Origin of the sequence: Nocardia sp. NPDC059229 (genome assembly GCF_042754165.1) — a bacterium.
Taxonomy (GTDB): Bacteria; Actinomycetota; Actinomycetes; order Mycobacteriales; family Mycobacteriaceae; genus Nocardia.
Genome location: NZ_JBHZAK010000012.1, coordinates 1 through 21,272, shown reverse-complemented (window position 1 = coordinate 21,272; position 21,272 = coordinate 1). Strand labels below are relative to the sequence as shown.

The following is a 21,272-nucleotide window of genomic DNA, read 5'->3' as shown; positions in this document are numbered from 1 at the left end:
GCCCCTGCCTCCGAAGGCGCCGGCGCAACAGACTGATCGTCATGCGTAGACGATTCGAGTTGGCTTTCAACATGTCCTATCTGGCGATCATCTGGGGGCTCGTGATCGCCATGCGTCGCAATCGCGACCGGGTTCCGCGGGAGCAGCGGGAAACGGCGGCGCGATTCGAGGAGGCGTTCACCCTGCTGGCGACCGGCGACACCGCACACCTGGCGTTGCGCGCGGTATCCATGGCACGCGGCGAGGACCGCGGGTATCTGAGCCTGCGGGGACGGCGAGCGAGTCTGATCGGGCTGGGAGAGATGGCCACCTCGATCACGATCACCCTCTTCTATGTGCTGTCGCTGGATGCCTGGCGGCTGCGGTTCCGGCACTCCTGGGACGGTTTCAGCAGATCGCTGCTGGGGCTGTCGTTCGTGCGATTGATCCTGCTGGCAACGCCGTTCAACAACTGGGACAGGGACGAGACGCCCGCCGGGTACGGAGTGGACCGCAATCTCCCGCTGCTGGCCGTGGGCGCCGGCGAGATGTACCTCATGCGCCGCGAAGCCACCCGCACCGGCGACCGCACCTTCCGCTTCCTCTCCGACGCCATGGCTGCGTCGTTCGCCTGCTACCTGCCCGTCATCCTGTGGGCTCGCCGCATCCCCCAGCTGGGTCTGCTCATGATTCCCAAGACCCTCGCCTACCTCGCCATGGCATTCCGCGTCTACGCCGACTTCTTCCGGGGTACGCCGGAATCGGCCGCCCCGGAACCGGCGGCCCCCGCGGCCGACGCCACCGTCATCCCGGCACCGTCGCAGCCGGCCGTAGCGCCGAGATGACCGGTGCCACCGGCGGCCTGCGGTGTGCCCAGGGGGCGACGCGCTCGATGGCCGCGGCCAGCCGGATCACGGTGGCGTCGTCGAGGTGGCCTCCGATGATCTGGAGTCCGACCGCGAGGCCGGTGTCGGTCCAGCCCGCCGGAATGCTGGCGGCGGGCTGGCCGGTGAGAGTGGCGGGATAGTTGAATCCGATCCAGGCGGAATCGGAAACCGCTGTGCCGTCGATGATTTCGGGACCGGTCAAATCCACCGGGAAGGCCGGGACGGCCGTGGTCGGAGTGATGAGGACATCGTGGTGGCGCATGAGCCGGGCCATGGCGTTCACCAGCGCCTTGCGCGCGATGTTCGCGTCGGTGAAGTGCTGTGCGGTCCACGGTTGCCGGATCCAGTCGATCACGTACGGCGACATCCGCTCGCCGTGTGCGTCGATCATGGCTCGCATGCCGGTCAGATCGGTCTCGGCGATGATCAGCGCGGAGAAGGCGGCGGCGGGGTCCGCCCACCCGGGCGTCACGTCCTCGACGCGGCATCCGAGGCGGTCGCCCACGACCTCCCGCACCGCGTGTTCCACCACCGCCCGAACCCGGGGATCCACCGCCAGATACCCGAGATCGGGACTGAATCCGACCCGCAGCCCGGCCACCGACTCCGGATGCTCGGCACCGGCCCGGGCCGCACCGATCCAGTCCACGTCCTGACACGGGATGGAGTGCCGATCGCGCGGATCGGGACCGGCGAGCACGGACAGCAGCAGCGCCGCGTCACCGACGGTCCGGGTGATCGGGCCGATGTGTTCGACGCTCTCCCAGCCGGATACGCCGGGCAGCCGCTCGTCGCGGCAGCCCGGATACACCGGCACCCGCCCCATCGACGGCTTCACTCCGACCAGCCCGCACAGCGCCGCGGGCGCGCGGACCGAGCATCCGCCGTCGCTGCCCAGGGCCGCCGGCCCCAGCCCGGCCGCGACCGCCGCCGCCGACCCCGCACTGGATCCGCCGGGGCTCATCGTGAGGTCCCATGGATTGCGGGTGGCCGGGAACAGGCGATTGAGCCCTGTTGCGCTGTAACCGAATTCGGAGGTATTGGTCTTGCCCAGGCAGATCGCGCCCGCCCCGAGGGCGCGTTCGACCACGATGTCGTCCTCGTCCGGGATGTGATCGCGATAGACCCACGACCCGGAGGTCGTGCGAATTCCCTTGGTGGACAGCAGGTCCTTGATCCCGAGCGGCACTCCCCCGAGCGGCCCCGGATCGATGCCGCGCGCCAGTCCATCGGCCACCCGCCGCGCCTGACGCCGCGCCAGGTCCGGCGTGGGGGTGCAGAAGGCGTGCAGCAGTGGGTCGAGCTCCGCCATCCGGTCGAGGACCGCGTCGACGATCTCGACCGGAGAAAGCTCCCGTGACCGGACCCGGGCGGCGAGTTCGGTGGCGGGGAGGAAGCAGAGTTCCTCTCGCTCAGCGGAATTCACCGTGCGTCCTCACCCGCTCACGGCGGCGACGACGGGTTCGCGTGCGGCCGTCGGCAGTACCGCCGTGATTCCGGCCTGCACCGCCACCGCGGTGACGAACCCGATGACCGCGTCCACCGAGCCCGGCAGCTGATAGTGCGCGATCCCGGCGGCCACCGCCCCGATCCCCCACGCCGCGAACGCGACCGGCCGGACCGGCGCACCCGCCACGGTCCGGCGCCGGGCCAGCAGGTGATCGACGATGAGGACCGCGCCGATCGGCGGCACCACCACGCCCAGCAGTACCAGCCAGTTGACGATGTGCGCCCAGATTCCGGTCAGCGCCACCACGGTGCCGATCAGGCCCAGCGCTACCGCCAGCGGCCGCATGCGTAGCGGTGTGATCCCGGCCCAGCCCACCGCCCCGTTGTAGAGGCAGTGCGCCGCAACCGATCCCAGGTTCGCGAACACGAACAGCACCGACAGCCCGGTGATCAGGGAGCCGTGCCCGGCGAGCAGTCCGAGGAAGGCCCCGCCGTTCGACGCCGGATCGCTCGCGCCGCCGATCGCGACCACCACGCCACCGACGAGGAACGCGATCGAATTGGCGAACGGGAAGGCCGCGGCCGCGGCCAGCACCCCCGCCCGGCCGTCTCGGGCCCAGCGGGTGAAGTCGGCGGTCATGGTGCCCGAATCGGCGAAGCCGCCGACCACGATGCTCACGCACGCCCAGAATCCCAGCGGCCCGCCGCCGCCGGCGTAGCCGAGCACACCCGAGAGCGAATGCCCGTGCCCGAGACCGTAATACAGGGCCAGGCCCGCCATGATCAGGAACAGGGGCGTGCCGATCAGGCCGATGAGCGACAGTGCCCGGATTCCGGCGAGGGTGAGCAGCACGAAGAACGTCCCGCCGATCACCCCGCCCCAGAACGGATTCCACCCGTACATGCCTTGGAGCGTGGTGCCGGTGAGCCCGACCTGATAGGAGAACCAGCCGATCACGACCGTGGCCAGGAAGCCGACCACCACGGCGCGCCCGCGGTCGCCGAAGGCGCGGCGCGCCTGCAGCGAGAAATTGCGGCCGGTCTGCCCGCCGATCCAGCTCAGCGTGCCGATGTAGCCGAACAGCAGCAGATTGCCCAGCAGGATCGCCAGCAGCCCGCGGCCCATGCCCTGGCTGTAGACGATCAAGCCGCCGAAGACCGCGTTGCCCAGGCACATCGGGAATCCGGCCCAGACCGCCGCCACCGAGAGCAGGCTCCGGCGTTCGGTGACGGGGACCGGTTCCTGCTCGTATTCGTGACTCGACATGGTTCGGCCCCGCCTATCCGTGCTGCTCGAGACCCTTTGCGGGGTCGATGAATTCGTTGGTGACCAGGTCCGCGGCGGTGAGGTTGTCGGGGACCTGCTGGCCCTTGGCGCGCAGCAGCGGAGTGACCTGGGCGATGGCGCGGGTGACGCGGTCGGTATCGAAATTGCCGAGGGTATTGCCGGGGCCGTTGGCGACGATCTTGTTCTCCAGCTGGACCCGGACTGAGTCGGTATTGCCGGCGGCGGAGATGGGCGGGCCGTCCGGGATCGTCTGTGCGATGCGGAGCAGGGCCTGGTTGGTGGGGTCGGGGTTGGTGACGTAGTCGATCTGGGCCTGCTGCAGCATGGGGACGAGCTTCTGCAGGCAGGGGCGCAGTTTGTCGAGTTCGCCGCTGCGGACCGACCAGGCGTGCGGGTAGCTCTCGTATCCGGCGTCGGCGACCAGCAGGTGACCGGTGGGCTTCTGCCAGCCCTTGACGTCGTGCTCCCAGCGGTACGGCTCGTTGGAGACGTAGGCCTGCTGCATGACCCGGCCGTGCTCGGCGACGAAGCGGCTGGGCGTGCCGTCGTAGGAGGCGTCGGCCTGTTCCTTCTTCACGTACCCGTTGGCGATCAGGTAGTCCATGTAGATCTTGCCCTCGGAGTACAGGATCGGGGCGTTGGTCGCGGCCACGTCCTTCCACGAGTTGACGGTGTAGGTGGCGGGATCCCACATGATGATCTGCGGGTTCTTCGCGAGTGAGGCGAAGACACCGGTCAGCGGGAATTTCGCCTTGGCTCGCACCTGCTCGTCGGTCGGGACCAGCCCGAGAGTGATGGAGTTGTCCTGGTACATCTGCGCGGGCACCGGTTGACCACCGAGGAACGGACCACCCAGCCGCACTTCGACATTCACGCCGGTGTCGCCGAGCGGGCCGGTGTACGCGCCCTTCTTGGGGTCGACGGTGCCGTTCGGGCCGACCAGCTGATAGGCCGCGGCGCGTTCGGGTGTGGCGTACCAGTCCGTCTGGATCACGATGGTGGACGGACAGACGCCGGCCAGCACACCCTGCCCGGAGGGTTTCGGAGTGGAGGCGCCGCCACCGCAGGCGGCGGTGAGCAGGACGCTGCCGGTGATCGCGGCAGCGGCGAGGACACGTTTCTTCACGAGAATTCCTAGAGGGTTGAAACTGATTGCGGGAGAAGTGGTTCAGCTATTCGCCGGCGCGCTTGCCGTGGGCGCGGTCCACGCGCCCGGCCAGGAAGTCGAAGATCCAGAACAGGATCAGGCCCACCAGTGAGGACAGCAGCAGCGCGGTCAGCAGTTCCTCGGTGGCCAGCCGCTGCCGGTAGACGTCGATCATCCGGCCGATGCCCGGATTGCCCTGGCGGAAGAAGAAATCGGCGACGATCGAGCCGATCACGGCCATGCCCGCCGAGATCTTGAATCCCGAGATCATGGCGGGCAGCGCCGCCGGAAGTTGCAGTTTCAGCAGCCGCTGCCACCGGTTGGCGCTGTGCAGCGTGAACAGGTCGTGCTCGGACGCCTGCACCGACTTCAAGCCGAACAGGGTATTGGTGATGACCGGGAACAGCGACACCATCACGCACACGATGACCCGGCTGCCGAATTCGTAGCCGAACCAGAAGCCGAACAGCGGCACCACGGCCAGCACCGGAATCGTCTGCAGGATCACGGCATACGGGTAGAGCGAATACTCGGCCCAGCGCGCCTGGCTCATGATCACCGCGAACGCCACCCCGAGCACGATGGCGATCACCAGACCGACCAGCGCGATCTGCACGGTCGAGCCGAGAGCGGTGAGAATCTCGGTGCGGGTGGCGGCATTGAGCAGGCCCTTGGACACCACCGATTCCGGTGGCGGCAGCAGGAATCGGGATTCCTGCGGGATCAAGAGGTGGCTCGCGATCGTCCAGGCTGCCATGACCAGTGCGAACACCAGCGCGGGCGCGAGCACACGCACCGGCGCGACGGCGAAGGGCCAACGGAGTTTCCGTGGCGTGCGCGGCGGCCGCGCAGTCGCCTCGGTCGTCTTGGTTGCCTTGGTCGTCTCGGGCACGACGATTCCGCCGTCGGCGGTGGCGGCGGTCATGCGGCCCTCCCCCCGATCCGCGTGGCTCCCCGCTCGGCGTCGTGCAACGCCGCCGACACCCCCGCCGCGACGGCACCGAATTCGGGCGTATACCGCGACTCCGGTGATCGCGGGAAATCCAGCGGCACCGGGATATCCGCCGCCACGCGACCCGGGCGGCCGGTCAGCACGACGACCCGGCTCGACATGAACACCGCCTCGGCCACCGAGTGCGTCACGAACACCCCGGTGAAGCCCGATCGCCGGTACAGCCCGCTCACCTCCTCGTTCAAGCGCTGCCGGGTGATCTCGTCGAGCGCCCCGAACGGCTCGTCGAACAGGAACAGTTCGGGTGCACCCGTCAGCGCCCGCGCGATCGACGCCCGCATGCGCATGCCGCCGGAAAGCTGTGCGGGCTTGTGGTTCTCGAAGCCGAACAGCCCGACCAGCTCCAGCGCTTCGCGCGCCGCCGCCCGCCGGGTGGCCTTGTCCACGCCGGCGAGCTCCGCGGGCAGCTCGACATTGCGCAGCACCGAGCGCCACGGCAGCAACGTCGCCTCCTGGAAGACGTAGCCGAGTTTGCCGGTGGCGACGGAAACCGTTCCGGCGGTGGGCTGCTCGAATCCGGCGGCCAGACGCAGCAGGGTGGACTTGCCACAGCCGGACGGGCCGACCAGGGAGACGAATTCCCCCGGCCGGATGGCGATATCGATGCCGTCGAGCGCGTGCGTGCCGTTCTCGAAGGTCAGGCCGACGTGCTGAAAGGCCAAGGCCGGATCGGTGTATACATTGCCGCCCTCGGCGGCCTCCGTATTCTCGTCCGGGCCTTGGCCTTTGACGATGGTTGAGGCGGTGGTGCGCATGTCCACAGTTCTATCGGCGGATCATTGCCGGATGCGGTCCACGCGATTACACCTTTGTTTCGTATACGATCAGCCCGCGCTGAGCCGGCCGTCCCGCGCGACCACCCGACCGCGCTTGACCACCAGCTTTCGGGCCGGAACGGAAACCACAGCCGCAGCGGGTGTTTCGGCGTCGACGGTGAACAGGTCGGCGGGCGCACCCACCCGCAACCCGTAATCCTCGATCCCGAGAACCGCGGCGCCGCCATAGGTTCCGGCCGCCAGTGCGAGTTCGATATCGGCATCGGACACCAGCCGATCCCGGAAGGCCACCTGCATGATCCGGCGCAGCATGTCGCCGTCGCCGTAGGGCGTCCACAGGTCCCGGACGCCGTCATTGCCCAGCGCCAGCCCGGCTCGGGCCTCGTGCATCACCCGCACCGGCACTACCGGCGCGTCACCCACCGCGCAGGTGATCATGGAAACCCCGGCGTCGGCGAGGTTTTCGGCGATCCGGCGCTGCTCACCCGGGGCGAGCTCCCCCATCGCGTAGGCGTGGCTGATGGTGACCCGTCCCGCCAGCCCCGTGGCCCTGGTCCGGGCCGCGATCAGGTCGAACTGCCAGGCGCCCAGCGCGCCACGGTCGTGCAGGTGGATATCGATGTGCGCGCCGTATTTCTCGGCGAGACCGAAGATCAGATCGAGCTGGCCGGTCGGATTCCCGTCGTAGCCGGCCGGATCCAGCCCGCCGATCACCTCGACGCCCTCGGCCAGCGCGGCTTCCAGCAGCTTGCCGGTGCCCGGCCGGGTCAGCAGACCGCCCTGCGGAAAGGCGACCAATTGCACGTCGACCCGGTCCGCGTGCCGCGCCGCGGCCGCCCGGACCGCCTCCACGCCCCGCAGCCCCACCTCCGGGTCGATGTCGATATGACTGCGGACGTGCGCCGTCCCGCCGGACACCATGGCCCCCAGCAGGTTCGACGCGTAGTCGGCGCTGGGCAGCCCGAGCTCGTCACGGCGGCCCTCGCCGTTGGCAATGCGCCCGGCCAGGGTCGGCCCGCCGGTATTGGGCACCCAGGGACCGCCGAACATGGTCTTGTCGAGGTGACAGTGCGACTCGACCAGGCCCGGAAGCACCAGCGCCCCGGCCAGATCCACGGTGTCGACGCCCTCGGCGCTCAGATCGGGCGCGATCGCCGTGATCCGGCCGTCCCGGACGAGAATGTCGGCGCCGGCGAGCGGGACTCCGGGAGTCCAGGGGCGGCCGCCGCGCAGCAGGAGATCGTTCATGGAGTGCACCACCTGTGTCGAAGAGAGAACGGCAATTCAGGAATCCTTCCGGACGGAATGGCCGCATCGTATACAAATAACGCCTGCTCAGCGACCCGAAACCCCTGCGACACAGCTGGACCCGCGAATATCTGATCGGTGCAGTAGATTTGCGGGATCCCGTCGGCCGAGGCCACCATGGATCGTATGCAAATCCCCATTCCACCGATCGTCAGATGAGGCCGTAGTGACCAGCACCGCCGGGCGCATGACACCGCAGCAGCTGTGCCGCGCCATCCGTGACGACATCATTCGCGGCGCGTACGCCCCCGGCCAACGACTCACCGAGGAGGCGCTGGCCGAGAGCTACGGCGTCTCCCGCGTGCCCGTCCGGGAAGCGCTGCGCACCCTGGAAGCAGAGGGTTTCGCCTCGTCACGGCCCTACGCCGGGGTGTTCGTGGCGGAGCTCACCGAGGACGAGGCCGCCGACCTGCTGGAGATCCGGGCCCGCCTGGAACCGCTCTGCGCATCACGGGCTGCGGTGCGGCGCACGCCCGAGCAACTCGGCCGCCTCAAGGAACTCACGGCGCTGGGCCAGGACGCGGTGCGGGCGGGCCGCCTGGACGAGTTGGCCCGGCTCAACAGCCGCTTCCACGAGGTGCTCGCCGAAGCGTCGGGCAGTACCCTGCTCGCGCAGCTGATCATGCAGCTGAGCTGGAAGATCGCCTGGGTGTACTCGGTCGAACTGCCGCGCCGCGCCAGTGATTCGTGGAGCGAGCACGAAGAGATCTGTGCCGCACTGGAGGCCGGTGACCCCGACCGCGCGGCCGATGTGGTGAGCGCCCACATCGCGCACGCCGCGAACGCCTACAGGTTCCGGAAGCACACCGAGGACACCGCGTTGCCGCGCACCGAAAACACTGCGCGACAGCGTGCTTCGAGGTCGCACACTTCGTAACATCGCCGCAGCATTTGCCACCCCGGGACGAAACACGGCTCTCGTATACAAAATGGAGTCACTTCGTCCGGGGAGGTCACCATGGCGGATCCGTTGCCGCACACCGTGGATCTGATGTTGCGCGCCGCGCGTATCGCCGACGATGCGGAGCTGGTCGACATCGCGATCGACGGCGGCGTCATCACCGCGATCGGGGCCGCACTCACCGACCGGGGCGCAGAGGAAATCGACTGCGCCGGACGAGTCGTCATTCCCGGCCTGATCGAATCCCATGTGCACCTGGACAAGGCGCTCCTCGACGCCGAGAAGTCCAATCCGGACGGCACCCTGGCCGGGGCCATCAGCGTGACCGCCGAACTCAAGCGCGGCTTCACCGTCGCCGCCATCCGCGACCGCGCCCGACGTGTCCTCGACATGGCGATCGGCAATGGCACCACCGCCATTCGCGCGCACCCCGATGTCGACCCGATCGTGGGCCTGCGTGGGGTGACCGCGCTGCTTGATCTGCGCGAGGAGTATCGCGACCGCCTGGACATTCAAATCGTCGCATTCCCGCAGGAGGGCATTCTCCAAGCTCCCGGCACCCTCGGCCTCCTCCGCGAGAGTCTGCACGCGGGCGCCGACGTCCTCGGCGGCTGCGCGTACAACGAACGCACCGTCGAAGACTGCCGCCGCCACATCGACCTCATCTTCGACCTGGCCGCCGAATTCGATGTCCCGCTCGACATCCACGCCGACTTCGCCGACGATGCCACCGACCCCCGCTATGCCATGGCCGGCTACATCGCCGAGGTCACCGAGCGCACCGGCCGGCACGGGCGGGTCGCCCTCGGTCACATGACCTCCCTGGCCGGTCGTCCCCGTGCCGACCGCGCCCGCACCCTGGAGCAATTGGCGGCGAGCGGAATCTCCGTCGTCCCTTTGCCCGCCACCGACATGCATCTCGGTGGCCGATCGGATGTCACCAACGTGCGCCGCGGGATCGCTCCGATCCGCGAGCTCTGGCAGGCAGGAATCACAACGGCCTACTCATCCAACAACATCCGCAATGCCTTCACCCCGTACGGCAACGCCGACATGCTCGATATCGGGCTCTTCCTGGCACAAACCGCGCATCTCTCCGGCCCCGAGGACCTGACCCGGGTGCTGGCAATGGCGACCACCGAGGCGGCTCGCACCATTGGCATCTCGGAGCGGTACGGGCTACGCGTCGGCGCGGCCGCCGATCTGGTGGTGCTGTCCACGCGGAGAGTCGAAGGTGCCCTGCTCGATCGGCCCGATCGGAACTATGTCTTCAAGTCCGGACACCTGACCGCCCGCACCACCCGCGTGCAGGAGGTAATCCGGAATGACGAAAACCCAAGAGACAAAACCTAAAGACCAAAACCCAAAAGATTAAAAGACAAAAGATGCCTGGAGAAGGGAGGAGGCCGGGCTCACGTCCGCGCCTGCACCTTCCAGCCTCCTCACCTTTGAAGCCGCATGTGGGGTTACTGCAGGAGGTATTCCTTCAGATCAAGGGTTGGTGTCGCCACATGATGGTTTGCGCTTGTTCGGGATAGTGCGGATGAGCAGGGACGCCAGGGATCGACCTTCCGGAGGGCGGCGGTGCGATGACGATGGGCGGGTCCGCACGGGGGTGCCGGTGGCTTTGCCCGAGAGCACGGCAGTCGCGGCGGCGTAGGCTTCGATCGGATCCGATTTGCCTTGTGCCTGGCGGTTTTGTGGTCGGGTCGGTCGACGTCGATGACGGTCACCCCCGCCGCGGTCAGCACCCGCGCGAGCTCGGCGCCGTAGACACCGGTTCCTTCCACCCGACCGCGACGAGTGTGCCGTGTGACCGCATCCACTCCAGCAGGTCCCTGTAGCCGCTGACGATGGCGGGGAACTCGCGATCGGCCACATGTACCAGCGCCTGCACCCACCGGCCGCGGTCGGTTTCGATCCCAACGACCACTTGATCGGGCTCGTCATCCTCGGCCGGACACTGGCCGATCAGCTCGTGAAGCCCGGCGATACCCCCGACGGAGCAGCCGGGAATCACGCCGCCCGTGCACCCCACCTCCGGCAACTGGAATCGATGGCAGCGGCGACCCACCGCCCAACCTGATGTCTATCGTTCACCCACACCTCCCCGTGCCCTGCGCACACCAGCCCGACACGAGCGGTCCGGGAATCACGCCACCCGAGCACCCCACCTCCGGCAACTCGAATCGATCGCAGCGGCGACCCACTGCCCCACGTGATGCCTGTCGTTCACCCGCGCCGTGCCCGTGGGGTCAAGACGTTTCGGGGCAATCCAACCAGTACGCCCCCGATACGGGGAATCCTCGCCCATGACAACGGTTCTCCAACCCTCGGCACTGTCATTCACCAGCGCATGGCAGTGATCGCACACCAAGGTCAGATTGGTCAGATCCGTGGGCCCGCCCTTCGCCCAGTCGGTGATGTGGTGCACCGCGCACATACTCGCGGGCGCATCGCATCCCGGGCGGGTACAGCCCTTGTCGCGGGCGATCAACGCCAACCGTTGGGCAGGGGTGGCCAGGCGCTCGCAGCGACCCAGGTACAACGGCAGCCCGTCGGCGTCGAGGACCGCCAGCACCGGCCGGGTGCCCTCGGCCATCTTCAACGCCTCGTTGATGGAGACGTGCCCGCCGGAGGCGGTGGTCGCGACCCCGGCCCCACGCTCGAGATCGGCGAGGTTCATGGTCAGGATGGCCTGCACCGGCAGGCCCCGGTGCGAACCGAGCTTGGCGGGGTCGACACCGGGCTGCAGCAACGCGAACAACGCGTCGTGGGTGCGCTGCCCGGCATCGCGACGGTCGCGACGGGCGGCCGCCTCCAACACCGTCGAATCGACCACATTGACCGTGGCAGCAACGCTGTCAGCGTCGTCGATGTTGCACATACCCGGACGCGCCAACTTCGCGAACACGGCATCCAACAGGGCCCGCAGTTCGGGGGTGATCCAGCCCTCGATCCACGACATGCCATCCACCCCAGGACGGCCCAGGATCAGTCCACGGCGACGACGGCGGTCGGCGTCGGAGACGACCTTGCCATCGGGGTCGACACGAGCGAGGATGTCGCGACCGATCTTGGGCAGGTCATCGGGCCACCCGACACGGGAATGGCCGACCAGGATGCCCTCGGCCTCCGCACGCGTTTCGGCGGGGATGTCGGCAGGCAGGTGGGTCATCACATCGATGATGTTGCGGACATGATCACGCGAGATGTCGCCTGCCTCATAGGCTTCGGCGGTTTCAGCCAAGGTGGCTGGGCGCAGGTGTCCGGTGGGTTCGAAGAATTCTCCACACTGACGGGCGATCTTCACCCGCACCGACGCGTCGTACCTCGACAATCCCAATGTCTGCCGCAAGAACGGCACCACATCCTTCGCCCCACTACCTTCGGGCAGCGAACGGTTGCAGGCCTCGATGATCAAACATGAATCCAGCGCCGACAGTTGGCGTTTGCAGGTTTCCAGGCGCTGCATCAGCTCCACGACGTCCCCGTCGGAGAACGGGTTCAGGTTTCCGTGCAGGACGGAATTCGACAGGGTTTCGACGGCGGTCGCCAGGTCGGCGATACCGCACGTGTCGAGTGTTTCCCCTTTCGAATCCATGTGCTAATTCTACCGCCGCGCGATCATTGAGAGAACCCGAATTGTCCAGTATCCCTTGCCTTTTCGATTGAATGTCGAATAAGGGTTCGATCCATACCGGGCGCCCCAATCAAACACAGACCATTTGGAATTCCATCAATATCCGCCAGCGGGAAGGTGACGGCGGGTACGCCTGCGATAGCGGCCAAACATGTCAAATGCAGGGTGCGTGTCCGGCCCGATTCCAATGCTTCGGCGGCGGCCGTCCGGGGCGGCGGCGGTGTGGCGGTGGTGGGTAATGCCAGAATCCGGTCGCGCAGTGCGGCGCGGAGATGTTCGGCGGCTATGCGTAGCACTTCGCCGGCCGCTATCGCTTGCGAAGGCGTGATCGTCGATGCGAACCGGAAGCGCTGCGCCACTTCGGATTCGAGCGCTCCGGGATGCGCCTGGATCCAGGCTCCATGGTTGGACCAGGCTTCGAAGGCCTGGACGGTCCGGAACGCCGTGAACCACGATGCTGTGTCGGCGTTCAGATCTGCCTCGACGGCACCCATCCGCTTCGCGGCGGCGAGACTCGCGGCCGCCGGCTCGTCATCGGCGACAGCGCACAACCTCGGATCCACGATCAACTGTGCGTCGCCCGATTCCTGTTCGGGCAGCAGACATTCCGCGACGGCCGCCAAGGTGAGCGCGTCACGCGACATCCATCCCACCGCGTCGAATGATTGCGCGAGCGGCAGCATTCCCATGGTGGGTATCGCGCCGTGCGAAGTACGGATTCCCCACAATCGCTGGTAGGCCGCCGGAACCCGGATCGACCCGGCCGTATCCGTGCCGAGCCCGATGGTGACCGCGCCGCTCGCCACCGCAACCGCTGAGCCGCTCGACGATCCCCCCGGAACACGGTGCGGAGCAGCGGGATTCACCGGCATCCCATAGCGTCCGTTGCCGCCGGTGATGCTGTAGGCGAATTCGTCGGTCTGCGCGATGCCGGTGATGTCGGCACCGGCGGCGAGCAGGCGGGCCACCACGGGCGCGTGGGACGGCGCGGGTGCGCCGAGATAGTCCGGAACTCCTCCACCGAGCGGAAACCCGGCGACGGAGTAGAGATCCTTCACTGCCACGGTGTGCCCGCTGAGAACACCGTCACCGGTGGCGCGGACCAGCGGCGCACCCAGTTCACGCCATACCCGCCGATCGAAATCCGTTGCCCGATCGGGGATCTGCTTCACGATCGTCATCAGGCCCGCTCGAGGACGCGTCGGGCCAGTTCGGTCGCGGCATGGTGGGCGAAGTCGGCGACCCGTACCTCACCGTGCACCCCACGCACCTGGTCCACCGCCTGCGAGATGGTGAAATCCGCTGCGGCGCTGAGATACAGGTACGCCTGCTGCGGGTCGGCGTCGAACAGCGAGACCACCAGTTCCACCGCATTGCGGACGCAGACCTCGAGCGCCCGGTTCAGGTCCTCGTCCAAGCCGGTCGGAATGACCAGCCCGTGTGCGGCGGCGAACGGCCCGATCGTCCGGCCCAGTCCGGCCGCGACCTGCGCGCCCGGAATCACGTCGACCGTCAATCGCGCCCGCAATGGCGCTTCCAGCGCGGTGAGCGCAACCTCGCCGTTCCCCTGAGCGAAATGCGGGTCACCTATATAGAACAGCGCGTCCGGAACCTGAACGGGCAAGAACAGTGTCGCACCGGCCGTCAGTCGGCGGATGTCGATATTGCCGCCGTGCAGCCCCGGCGGCACCGACGACACCCGGCTCTCGGTGTCGGTCGCGACGCCCATGATCCCCAGGAACGGATGCAGCGGAAAACTGGCCCGCTGCGGCCGATCCGGATGCATGGGCATGGTGCCGAACCAGCTTCCCTCCCGCGATTCCACCGCACAGAACTGCCCGTAGTTCCCGTCGAATCCGCGCCGATGGGCCAGGACACCGCGCGCGTGTCGCGTGGAGACGACGCCGTAGGGTGCGCGCATGGTCAGTTCGTCGATGCGGATGGCGAGCAGATCGCCCGGCTGCGCCCCGGTCACCGCGATCGGCCCGGTGACGATGTGCGGCCCGGCCAGCGAGTCACGGTTCCTGGTCGCGGCGACTTCGACGGCGTCGGCCAGCACCTGGTCGCGTTCGACACCGTTCCGCCCGAAATACCCGACGGGATCCGGGCCCTGGTCGTCGAGAATCCCTTCGTGGCTGACGGTGTCGACCACGATGCTGTGTCCCGGCTCGACGGCCGCGATCGGCCGGTCCCGCGCACACGGCAGTCGCCCCCACAGCACCGCCGACGGATCGACCGGCAGATAGCCGGTGTCCGATCCGATCCCCTCACCCGGTTGCAGCACCGGAAACGCCGGGATGAACTCCCGCACGATCGACGTCACGCTCACCACCTCTCCTACCCGACCGAATTGGTCGGACCATCCGATGTGCCGACCATAAGCCGGGCGAACGGGCGGTGACGGGGCTCGAAACCGAACGTAACCGGCGTTTTACCTGACCGAAATGGCTTGGCCGGGAACGGATTTAAACTCGGGCGATGACAGCATCGATTCCCCCGCTGCGGCGGCGTGCGCGCAGCGTCAGCGCGGAGGTCGCCGCGCATCTGGAGGCGCTGATCACCAATGGCGAGCTGCGGGCCGGGGATCGGCTGCCGTCGGAACGCGAGCTGGCCGCGAATATGAACGTGTCGCGATCATCCTTGCGCCAGGCCATGTTCGAGCTGGAGTCCAAGCAGCTCATCGAACGCCGTCAGGGCCGCGGCAGCACCGTCACCGAAACCCCGCGGCATGCGGACGCGCTGTCGGAGGGCCTGCGGGCGCTGGATATCGAGCTCGGCCACGCCATCGAATTGCGTGATCTGGTGGAACCGCGCATCGCGGAGCTGGCCGCCCTGCGTGCGCTGGACTCGAACCTGCTGTCCCTCGACGACGTCCTGACCCGTTCCAGCGACACCCTCTCCCCCGCCGAATCCCTCAGGCACGACATCGAATTCCACACGCTGCTGGCGCACGCGGCGCAGAATCCGCTCCTGGTGACGCTGTGCACCATGACCACCGAGTGGACCAGGAGCACCCGCACGCTCTCCCACCGCTCACGTCACGCCCGCCGCCTGTCGCTCGAGGGCCATCACCGGATCTACGAGGCCGTGGCGGCCCATGACAGCGCGGCCGCGGCCGCCGCCATGGAACGGCACCTGCGAGAGGTACGCGAACTCAGCATCGCACCGCGCTGAGCGCTCAGGCGCGCATCGCGCCGACCGCCACCTCGGTCCGGAAGGTGCGCCGATAGGCCAGTGGCGACACACCGATCGCCTCGTGCAGGTGCTGGCGCAGGGAGGCTCCGGTGGCGAAGCCGACCTCCCCGGCGATTCGATCCACGGAAAGCTCTGTGGTCTCGAGCAATTCGCGGGCGCGGAACACCCGCTGCTGAATCAGCCACCGTCCCGGGCTCATCCCGACCTCGTCGCGGAACCGGCGGGCGAAGGTGCGGCCGCTCATGCGCGCTCGATCCGCGAGGTCGGCCATGGTCAGCGGCCGGTCCAGATTCTCGAGCGCCCACTGACGAGCGGTCGCCGTGCCCGCGGCGGTCGGCGGGGGCACCGGCTGCTCGATGAACTGGGCCTGGCCGCCTTCGCGCCAGGGCGGGACGACACAGCGGCGGGCCACCATATTGGCGACCTCGCTGCCGTGGTCGGCACGAATCAGGTGCAGGCACAGGTCGACTCCGGCGGTGGCGCCGGCGGAGGTCAGGATGTCGCCGTCGTCGACGTAGAGGACGTTCGGGTCGACGTGGACCCTCGGGAAGGTCCGCCGGAACCGGTCGGCGAAGTTCCAGTGGGTGGTGGCGGGCCGATCGTCGAGCAGGCCCGCGGCGGCGACCACGATCGCTCCCGTGCAGATGGAGACCAGCCGCACGCCAGGACGGATGGAGGCCAGCGCGCACGAAACCGACTGCGGCAGGCCATTTTCCAGGATCGGCACGACATCGCACGGCGGAATCACCACGGTGTCGGCGGTTTCCAGCAGGCTCGCGTCGTGCGCGACCGCGATGTCGAAGTCGGAACTGCTGCGCACCGGCCGCCCGTCCAGCGAGCAGGTGATCACCTCGTACCGCCCATCGGCGGTGCCGAACACCCGGTTCGGGATGCCGAGTTCGAACGGGTAGACCCCGTCGAGCGCCAGGACGACGACCCGGTGCGGCTGTACCTTCTCCGACTGCATGGCACGATCCTATCGAATATTGGCAATCGTGCCATTTCCTCCCCGCTCTCCCGGCGGCAAGCTGGAAGCATGAGCGAGAAGGAGATCACCATCCCCACCACCATGAAGGCCATCGGCCAGGACGTGCTCGGCGGTCCCGAGGTTCTGCACGAGGTGGAACTGCCGGTGCCGCAGCCCGGTCCGAGCGAGATCCTGGTGCGGGTGCGCGCCACGGCCCTGAACCCGACCGACTGGGGTCACCGCCGCCGCGCGGGCCTGTTCCTGCCCCCGCCCCCGTTCGTGCTGGGCTGGGACGTCTCCGGCGAGGTGGTAGCGACCGGGATCGGCGTCACCCTGTTCAAGCCCGGCGACGAGGTGTTCGGCATGCTCCCCTACCCGCACGGGCACGGCGCGGCCGCCGAATACGTCACCGGACCGGCCCGGGCCTTCGCCCGCAAGCCCGCCAATCTCGACCACGCGCAGTCCGCCGCCATCCCGCTGGCCGCCCTGACCGCCTACCAGGCGCTGGTCGACACCGCGAATGTCCAGGCCGGGCAGCGGGTTCTGATCCACGCCGCGGCCGGCGGTGTGGGGCACTTCGCGGTGCAGATCGCCAAGGCGCGCGGCGCGTACGTGATCGGCACCGCCAGCGCCGCCAACCACGATTTCCTGCGCGGCATCGGCGTCGACGAGGTGATCGACTACCGCACGACCGATTTCGCGGACACGGTCCGCGAAATCGATATGGTCCTCGACCCCATCGATGCCGACCACGCCCAGCGGTCCCTGCGCACCCTGCGGCCCGGCGGCATGCTGGTTTCCCTGCGCGCCAATGGCGGTGACCACTACAAGGCCGATGCCGAGCAGCTCGGCGTGCGTGCCGAAATCCTGCTCGTCGAGGCCGATCACACCGGGATGGAGGCGCTGCGCGAGCTCGCCGAGTCCGGCGCGCTGCGCCCCACCATCGCGGGGTCGTTCCCGCTCGCCGACGCGGCCAAGGCCCATGCTCTCGGCGAGACCGGCCGTACCGTCGGAAAGCTCGTCCTCACCGTCGAGTGAAGTAGCAATGGAACCGCGCCGCCCGCCGGAGAACGGCAAGCGGCGCGGTTCTGTTCGCGGAAGTTCGCACCCGTGAACGGTTTACGGCTCGAACAGATCCAGCTGCGGCTCGTGACGCCGCACTTCGATCGATCCGAAAACCAGGTCCGGCGGCGGGACCAAGCCGAGGTGCTCCCACGCCGCCGCTGTCGCGATGCGGCCGCGGGGCGTGCGGGCCACCAATCCGGCCCGTACCAGGAAGGGTTCACACACCTCCTCGACCGTGGCCGCTTCCTCGCCGACCGCGACGGCGAGGGTCGAGACCCCGACCGGGCCGCCGTTGAAGCTGCGGATCAGCGCGCTCAGCACCGCGCGGTCGAGGCGGTCCAGCCCCAGTGCGTCCACGTCGTACACCGCCAGCGCGGCACAGGCGATTTCACGCGTGACAAGTCCGTCCGCCTTGACCTCGGCATAATCACGGACGCGCCGGAGCAGCCGGTTCGCAATGCGGGGCGTGCCACGGGAGCGGCCCGCGATTTCGGCCGCCGCGTCGGACTCCAAGCGCACGCCCAGGATTCGGGCCGAGCGTTCCAGAATCTTCTGCAGCTCTTCGGGTTCGTAGAAGTCCATGTGGCCGGTGAAGCCGAAGCGGTCGCGCAGCGGGCCGGTCAGGGCACCTGATCGAGTGGTCGCGCCGACCAGCGTGAAAGGCGCGATATCGAGTGGAATCGACGTCGCGCCAGGGCCTTTGCCGACCACCACGTCGACGCGGAAGTCCTCCATGGCCAGGTACAGCATTTCCTCGGCCGGCCGCGCCATGCGGTGGATCTCGTCGATGAACAGCACATCGCCCTCGACCAGATTGCTGAGCATGGCGGCCAGGTCGCCCGCGCGTTCCAGCGCCGGGCCGGAGGTGAGCCGCAGCGCGGTGCCCAGTTCGCCGGCGATGATCATGGCCATACTCGTCTTGCCCAGCCCCGGCGGGCCGGACAGCAGCACGTGGTCGGGGGTGCCGCCGCGCAGTTTCGCCCCGCGCAGCACCAGCGCCAGCTGTTCGCGCACGCGCGGCTGGCCGATGAAGTCGTCGAGGGACTTCGGGCGCAGGCTGGCCTCGATCTCGCCATCGGATTGCAGATAGCTTGCGCTGACGGTGGATTCGGTGTCGTCGATATCGTCGAACTCGTCGGTCATGACGGCCTATCGATTCTTGCCCAGGAGCCCGAGCGCCGTGCGCAGCGCCTGCGAGGTGCCGATGCCGGGGTCGTCGGCCAGCACGGCGTCCACCGCGCCCTCCGCCTGCCGGGCCGGGAAGCCCAGCCCGATGAGCGCGTCCACCACCTGCTCCCGCACCGGGGTGGCCATGGGCGCGGGCCCGGATCCGGGCGGGCCGGACTGCACCGGAACCAGATTCACCTTGTCCCGCAGCTCGACCACCATGCGTTCGGCGCCGCGCTTGCCGACACCCGGGACCCGGGTCAGCGCCGCCACATTCGATTCCGCGAGCGCCTTGCGCAACGCCTCGGGTTCGAGCACCGCCAGCACGGCCATGGCCAGCTTCGGGCCCACACCCGACACGGTCTGCAACAGCACGAACAGCTCCCGCGCCTCGGTGTCGGCGAAGCCGAACAGCGTCATGGAGTCCTCGCGCACGATCATGGTCGTGTAGAGCCGGGCGTCCTCGCCGCGGGTGAGCCCGGCCAGGGTGGCCGGGGTGGCATTGAGCCGATAGCCGACCCCCGCCGCCTCGAGGACCACATGGTCGAGCCCGATCTCGAGTACCTCGCCGCGTACCGACGCGATCACCGCGTTACCGCCTTCCGTTGCTGGGCAAGCCTTTCCTCGTACATGCGCCGTTGCCGCTCGGCCATCGCCTCCGCCTTGGCCATGCGTTCCAGCATGGGTGCGCGCCAGCAGTGGCAGATCGCCAGGGCGAGCGCGTCGGCGGCGTCGGCGGGCTTGGGCGCGACGGCCAGCCCGAGAATACGGGTCACCATGGCGGTCACTTGCGCCTTGTCCGCCGAACCATTGCCGGTGACGGCCGCCTTCACCTGGGACGGCGTGTGGAAGTGCACCGGGATCTGCCGCCGGGCGGCCGCGAGCGCGACGACGCCGCCCGCCTGCGCGGTGGCCATGGCGGTGCGCACATTGTGCTGGGAGAAGACACGTTCGATGGCCACGGCCTCGGGCTCATGGGTGTCCATCCAGGCCTCGGCGGCATCGGCGACCAGCAGAAGCCGTTGCGCCAGCTCCATTTCCGGCGGGGTGCGCACCACGTCGACGGCGAGCATGGAGACCTGCCGGCCCATGCTGCCGACGACCATGCTGATGCCGCACCGGGTGAGCCCGGGGTCGACGCCCATCACCCGCACCGAAACCCCTCTCACCATGAACGAACAACTGTTCGAGAGTCTAACGGACCCTCGCGGCGACATTGTCCATCGACACGGCCGGTCGCGGTGCGGGCTCGGGTGATCCGGCCGGAATCAGGAACCGCTGGGCGCGGGGGCGCCGGGGCGCCGGCGGCCGCTGTTGTCGACCACGGCACTCAGGTAGTCGATGCCCGTCAGGTAACTGGGCTCGAACGTGTCGGGCTCCTTCTCCATCGGAGGCGAGTTCCAGGTGCCGTCCGGGTTCATCGAAGGCGTGCCGGGGCGGAATCCGCCGGACACCCAGCGGCCGGTGCACCCGACCTGCGTCTGTTCGGTGGTGTGGCTGTTCACCCAGACCGACGTCTCGTACCCGTCACCGAATCCCGAGCAGTGCACCCGCACCTGAATGCGGTAGATGTCGTCGGTGTCGTTGCGGCAGCTGCGATCGCTGCACGAAACCCCCTCGGCCAGATCCGTCGCGAATGCCGCCGGGGCCAGGGCGCCAGCCGCGGCAGTGATCAGGGCCGCAGCGCCCAGACCCACCAGCAACCGTTGAGCCATGTGTGAATCAACTCCTATCGACTATGACCCGACCCGGGATTCAGCTTGCCGCACAGGAGGTTTCACGTATATCGGGGTAAACCCGGAATTCGCCCGCTCAGGCACCCTGATTCGCGGCGAGTGCCGCGGCGAAGATTCGGAACGCCTCGTCGCCGAAGAGGACGAACCGCACCTCCCGCACTCGGGTCTGGGCGCCGCGCACGGTCTCTACGGCGATGCGGGCGCCGTCGTCCATGGGCCAGCCGTACACGCCGGTGGAGATGGCGGGGAAGGCCACGGTGTCTGCTCCGAGTTCGTCTGCCACGCGCAGGGATTCGCGGTAGCAGGAGGCCAGCAGCGCGGAGCGGTCCTCGGTCGCCGACCACACGGGGCCGACGGTGTGAATCACCCAGCGGGCGGGGAGGTTTCCGGCGGTGGTCGCGACCGCCTGCCCGGTCTTCAGGCCGCCGCCGTACTGGGAGGCCCGCAGTGCGCGGCAGGCGGCGAGGATCTCCGGTCCGCCCTTGCGGTGGATCGCCCCGTCCACTCCCCCGCCGCCGAGCAGCGAGGAATTCGCGGCGTTCACAATGACATCGACCTGCTGTTCGGTGATATCGCCTCGCACGGCGCGCAATTCGGGCACGCCGCGATTCTCGCACCCGGCACCCGCAGAGCCCGGGAAATACGACGCGGGCCGCCTCCCGGGTGGGGGGGGGGGCCGCGGGGGTGGGGGGGCGGTGAAGGGTGGTGGTCGGGCCGCCACACCTGGGGGTGCGGGAGGGTTGTGGAAAAGG

General features: G+C 68.5%; 21 protein-coding genes. 5 read left to right on the top strand and 16 right to left on the bottom strand.

The features are described 5' to 3' along the window. Positions 1–41: 41 nt before the first annotated feature. Complete coding sequence (locus tag ACFXHE_RS25645; RefSeq protein ID WP_379386927.1) at positions 42–824, top strand: hypothetical protein; 783 nt, start codon at positions 42–44, stop codon at positions 822–824. Here the strand turns inward: ACFXHE_RS25645 and ACFXHE_RS25640 are convergent. From ACFXHE_RS25640 to ACFXHE_RS25615, 6 genes are all read right to left on the bottom strand, one after another. Next, a complete protein-coding gene (locus ACFXHE_RS25640; protein ID WP_379386925.1) occupies positions 784–2,292 on the bottom strand; it encodes an amidase in 1,509 nt (502 codons plus the stop codon). The two genes, ACFXHE_RS25645 and ACFXHE_RS25640, sit on opposite strands and share 41 nt — an antisense overlap. A gap of 9 nt (positions 2,293–2,301) precedes the next feature. Continuing rightward, positions 2,302–3,582, bottom strand: a complete 1,281-nt coding sequence (locus ACFXHE_RS25635; RefSeq protein ID WP_379386923.1) for a cytosine permease — start codon at positions 3,580–3,582, stop codon at positions 2,302–2,304. A 13-nt stretch (positions 3,583–3,595) separates the two neighbouring features. Continuing rightward, the gene (locus ACFXHE_RS25630) at positions 3,596–4,729 is read right to left on the bottom strand and encodes an ABC transporter substrate-binding protein (RefSeq protein WP_379386921.1); all 1,134 of its coding nucleotides are present in this window, start codon (positions 4,727–4,729) and stop codon (positions 3,596–3,598) included. A 46-nt stretch (positions 4,730–4,775) separates the two neighbouring features. Then, positions 4,776–5,675, bottom strand: coding sequence for an ABC transporter permease (locus tag ACFXHE_RS25625; RefSeq protein WP_379386920.1), 900 nt, complete (start codon positions 5,673–5,675; stop codon positions 4,776–4,778). Next, entirely contained in the window at positions 5,672–6,517 is an 846-nt protein-coding gene (locus ACFXHE_RS25620; protein WP_379386919.1) for an ABC transporter ATP-binding protein, read from the bottom strand. Before ACFXHE_RS25620 ends, ACFXHE_RS25625 begins: the two co-directional genes overlap by 4 nt. Positions 6,518–6,586: 69 nt before the next feature. Next, the gene (locus ACFXHE_RS25615; RefSeq protein ID WP_379386917.1) at positions 6,587–7,786 is read right to left on the bottom strand and encodes an amidohydrolase; all 1,200 of its coding nucleotides are present in this window, start codon (positions 7,784–7,786) and stop codon (positions 6,587–6,589) included. Between the two features lie 226 nt (positions 7,787–8,012). Between ACFXHE_RS25615 and ACFXHE_RS25610 the strand changes: the two genes are divergently transcribed. Next, entirely contained in the window at positions 8,013–8,723 is a 711-nt protein-coding gene (locus tag ACFXHE_RS25610) for a GntR family transcriptional regulator (protein ID WP_379386916.1), read from the top strand. 81 nt (positions 8,724–8,804) lie between these two features. Beyond that, on the top strand, positions 8,805–10,100 hold the full coding sequence (locus tag ACFXHE_RS25605) for an amidohydrolase family protein (RefSeq protein WP_379386914.1): 1,296 nt from the start codon (positions 8,805–8,807) through the stop codon (positions 10,098–10,100). Between the two features lie 391 nt (positions 10,101–10,491). Here ACFXHE_RS25605 and ACFXHE_RS25600 read toward each other — a convergent pair whose 3' ends face one another. The 4 genes from ACFXHE_RS25600 to ACFXHE_RS25585 all read right to left on the bottom strand — a co-directional run bounded on the left by ACFXHE_RS25600 (position 10,492) and on the right by ACFXHE_RS25585 (position 14,719). After that, complete coding sequence (locus tag ACFXHE_RS25600; protein WP_379386913.1) at positions 10,492–10,821, bottom strand: hypothetical protein; 330 nt, start codon at positions 10,819–10,821, stop codon at positions 10,492–10,494. Positions 10,822–10,899: 78 nt separating this feature from the next. Beyond that, positions 10,900–12,351: a DUF222 domain-containing protein gene (locus tag ACFXHE_RS25595; protein ID WP_379386911.1), complete on the bottom strand. Its 1,452-nt coding sequence runs from the start codon at positions 12,349–12,351 to the stop codon at positions 10,900–10,902. A 23-nt stretch (positions 12,352–12,374) separates the two neighbouring features. Next, positions 12,375–13,571 carry an amidase family protein gene (locus ACFXHE_RS25590; protein ID WP_379386910.1) on the bottom strand — a complete coding sequence of 399 codons (1,197 nt, stop codon included), beginning with the start codon at positions 13,569–13,571 and terminating at the stop codon, positions 12,375–12,377. Beyond that, the gene (locus tag ACFXHE_RS25585; RefSeq protein WP_379386909.1) at positions 13,571–14,719 is read right to left on the bottom strand and encodes an acetamidase/formamidase family protein; all 1,149 of its coding nucleotides are present in this window, start codon (positions 14,717–14,719) and stop codon (positions 13,571–13,573) included. Before ACFXHE_RS25585 ends, ACFXHE_RS25590 begins: the two co-directional genes overlap by 1 nt. A gap of 149 nt (positions 14,720–14,868) precedes the next feature. On the opposite strand from ACFXHE_RS25585, the gene ACFXHE_RS25580 reads away from it, so the two are divergent. Next, on the top strand, positions 14,869–15,564 hold the full coding sequence (locus ACFXHE_RS25580) for a FadR/GntR family transcriptional regulator (protein WP_379386907.1): 696 nt from the start codon (positions 14,869–14,871) through the stop codon (positions 15,562–15,564). Between the two features lie 4 nt (positions 15,565–15,568). On the opposite strand, the gene ACFXHE_RS25575 is transcribed toward ACFXHE_RS25580, so the two are convergent. Then, positions 15,569–16,552: a GlxA family transcriptional regulator gene (locus ACFXHE_RS25575; RefSeq protein WP_379386906.1), complete on the bottom strand. Its 984-nt coding sequence runs from the start codon at positions 16,550–16,552 to the stop codon at positions 15,569–15,571. 69 nt (positions 16,553–16,621) lie between these two features. Between ACFXHE_RS25575 and ACFXHE_RS25570 the strand changes: the two genes are divergently transcribed. Further along, positions 16,622–17,590, top strand: coding sequence for an NADP-dependent oxidoreductase (locus tag ACFXHE_RS25570; protein ID WP_379386905.1), 969 nt, complete (start codon positions 16,622–16,624; stop codon positions 17,588–17,590). Positions 17,591–17,671: 81 nt separating this feature from the next. Here the strand turns inward: ACFXHE_RS25570 and ruvB are convergent, their stop codons facing one another. From ruvB to ACFXHE_RS25545, 5 genes are all read right to left on the bottom strand, one after another. After that, entirely contained in the window at positions 17,672–18,760 is a 1,089-nt protein-coding gene (ruvB, locus tag ACFXHE_RS25565; protein WP_379386903.1) for a Holliday junction branch migration DNA helicase RuvB, read from the bottom strand. Positions 18,761–18,766: 6 nt separating this feature from the next. Then, positions 18,767–19,372, bottom strand: coding sequence for a Holliday junction branch migration protein RuvA (gene ruvA / locus ACFXHE_RS25560; RefSeq protein ID WP_379386902.1), 606 nt, complete (start codon positions 19,370–19,372; stop codon positions 18,767–18,769). Further along, positions 19,369–19,938, bottom strand: a complete 570-nt coding sequence (ruvC, locus tag ACFXHE_RS25555) for a crossover junction endodeoxyribonuclease RuvC (RefSeq protein ID WP_379387241.1) — start codon at positions 19,936–19,938, stop codon at positions 19,369–19,371. The genes ruvA and ruvC overlap by 4 nt, the downstream gene beginning before the upstream one ends. 114 nt (positions 19,939–20,052) lie before the next feature. After that, a complete protein-coding gene (locus tag ACFXHE_RS25550; RefSeq protein ID WP_379386901.1) occupies positions 20,053–20,499 on the bottom strand; it encodes a hypothetical protein in 447 nt (148 codons plus the stop codon). A gap of 97 nt (positions 20,500–20,596) precedes the next feature. Then, entirely contained in the window at positions 20,597–21,121 is a 525-nt protein-coding gene (locus ACFXHE_RS25545) for an O-acetyl-ADP-ribose deacetylase (protein ID WP_379386900.1), read from the bottom strand. Between the last annotated feature and the right edge of the window lie 151 nt (positions 21,122–21,272).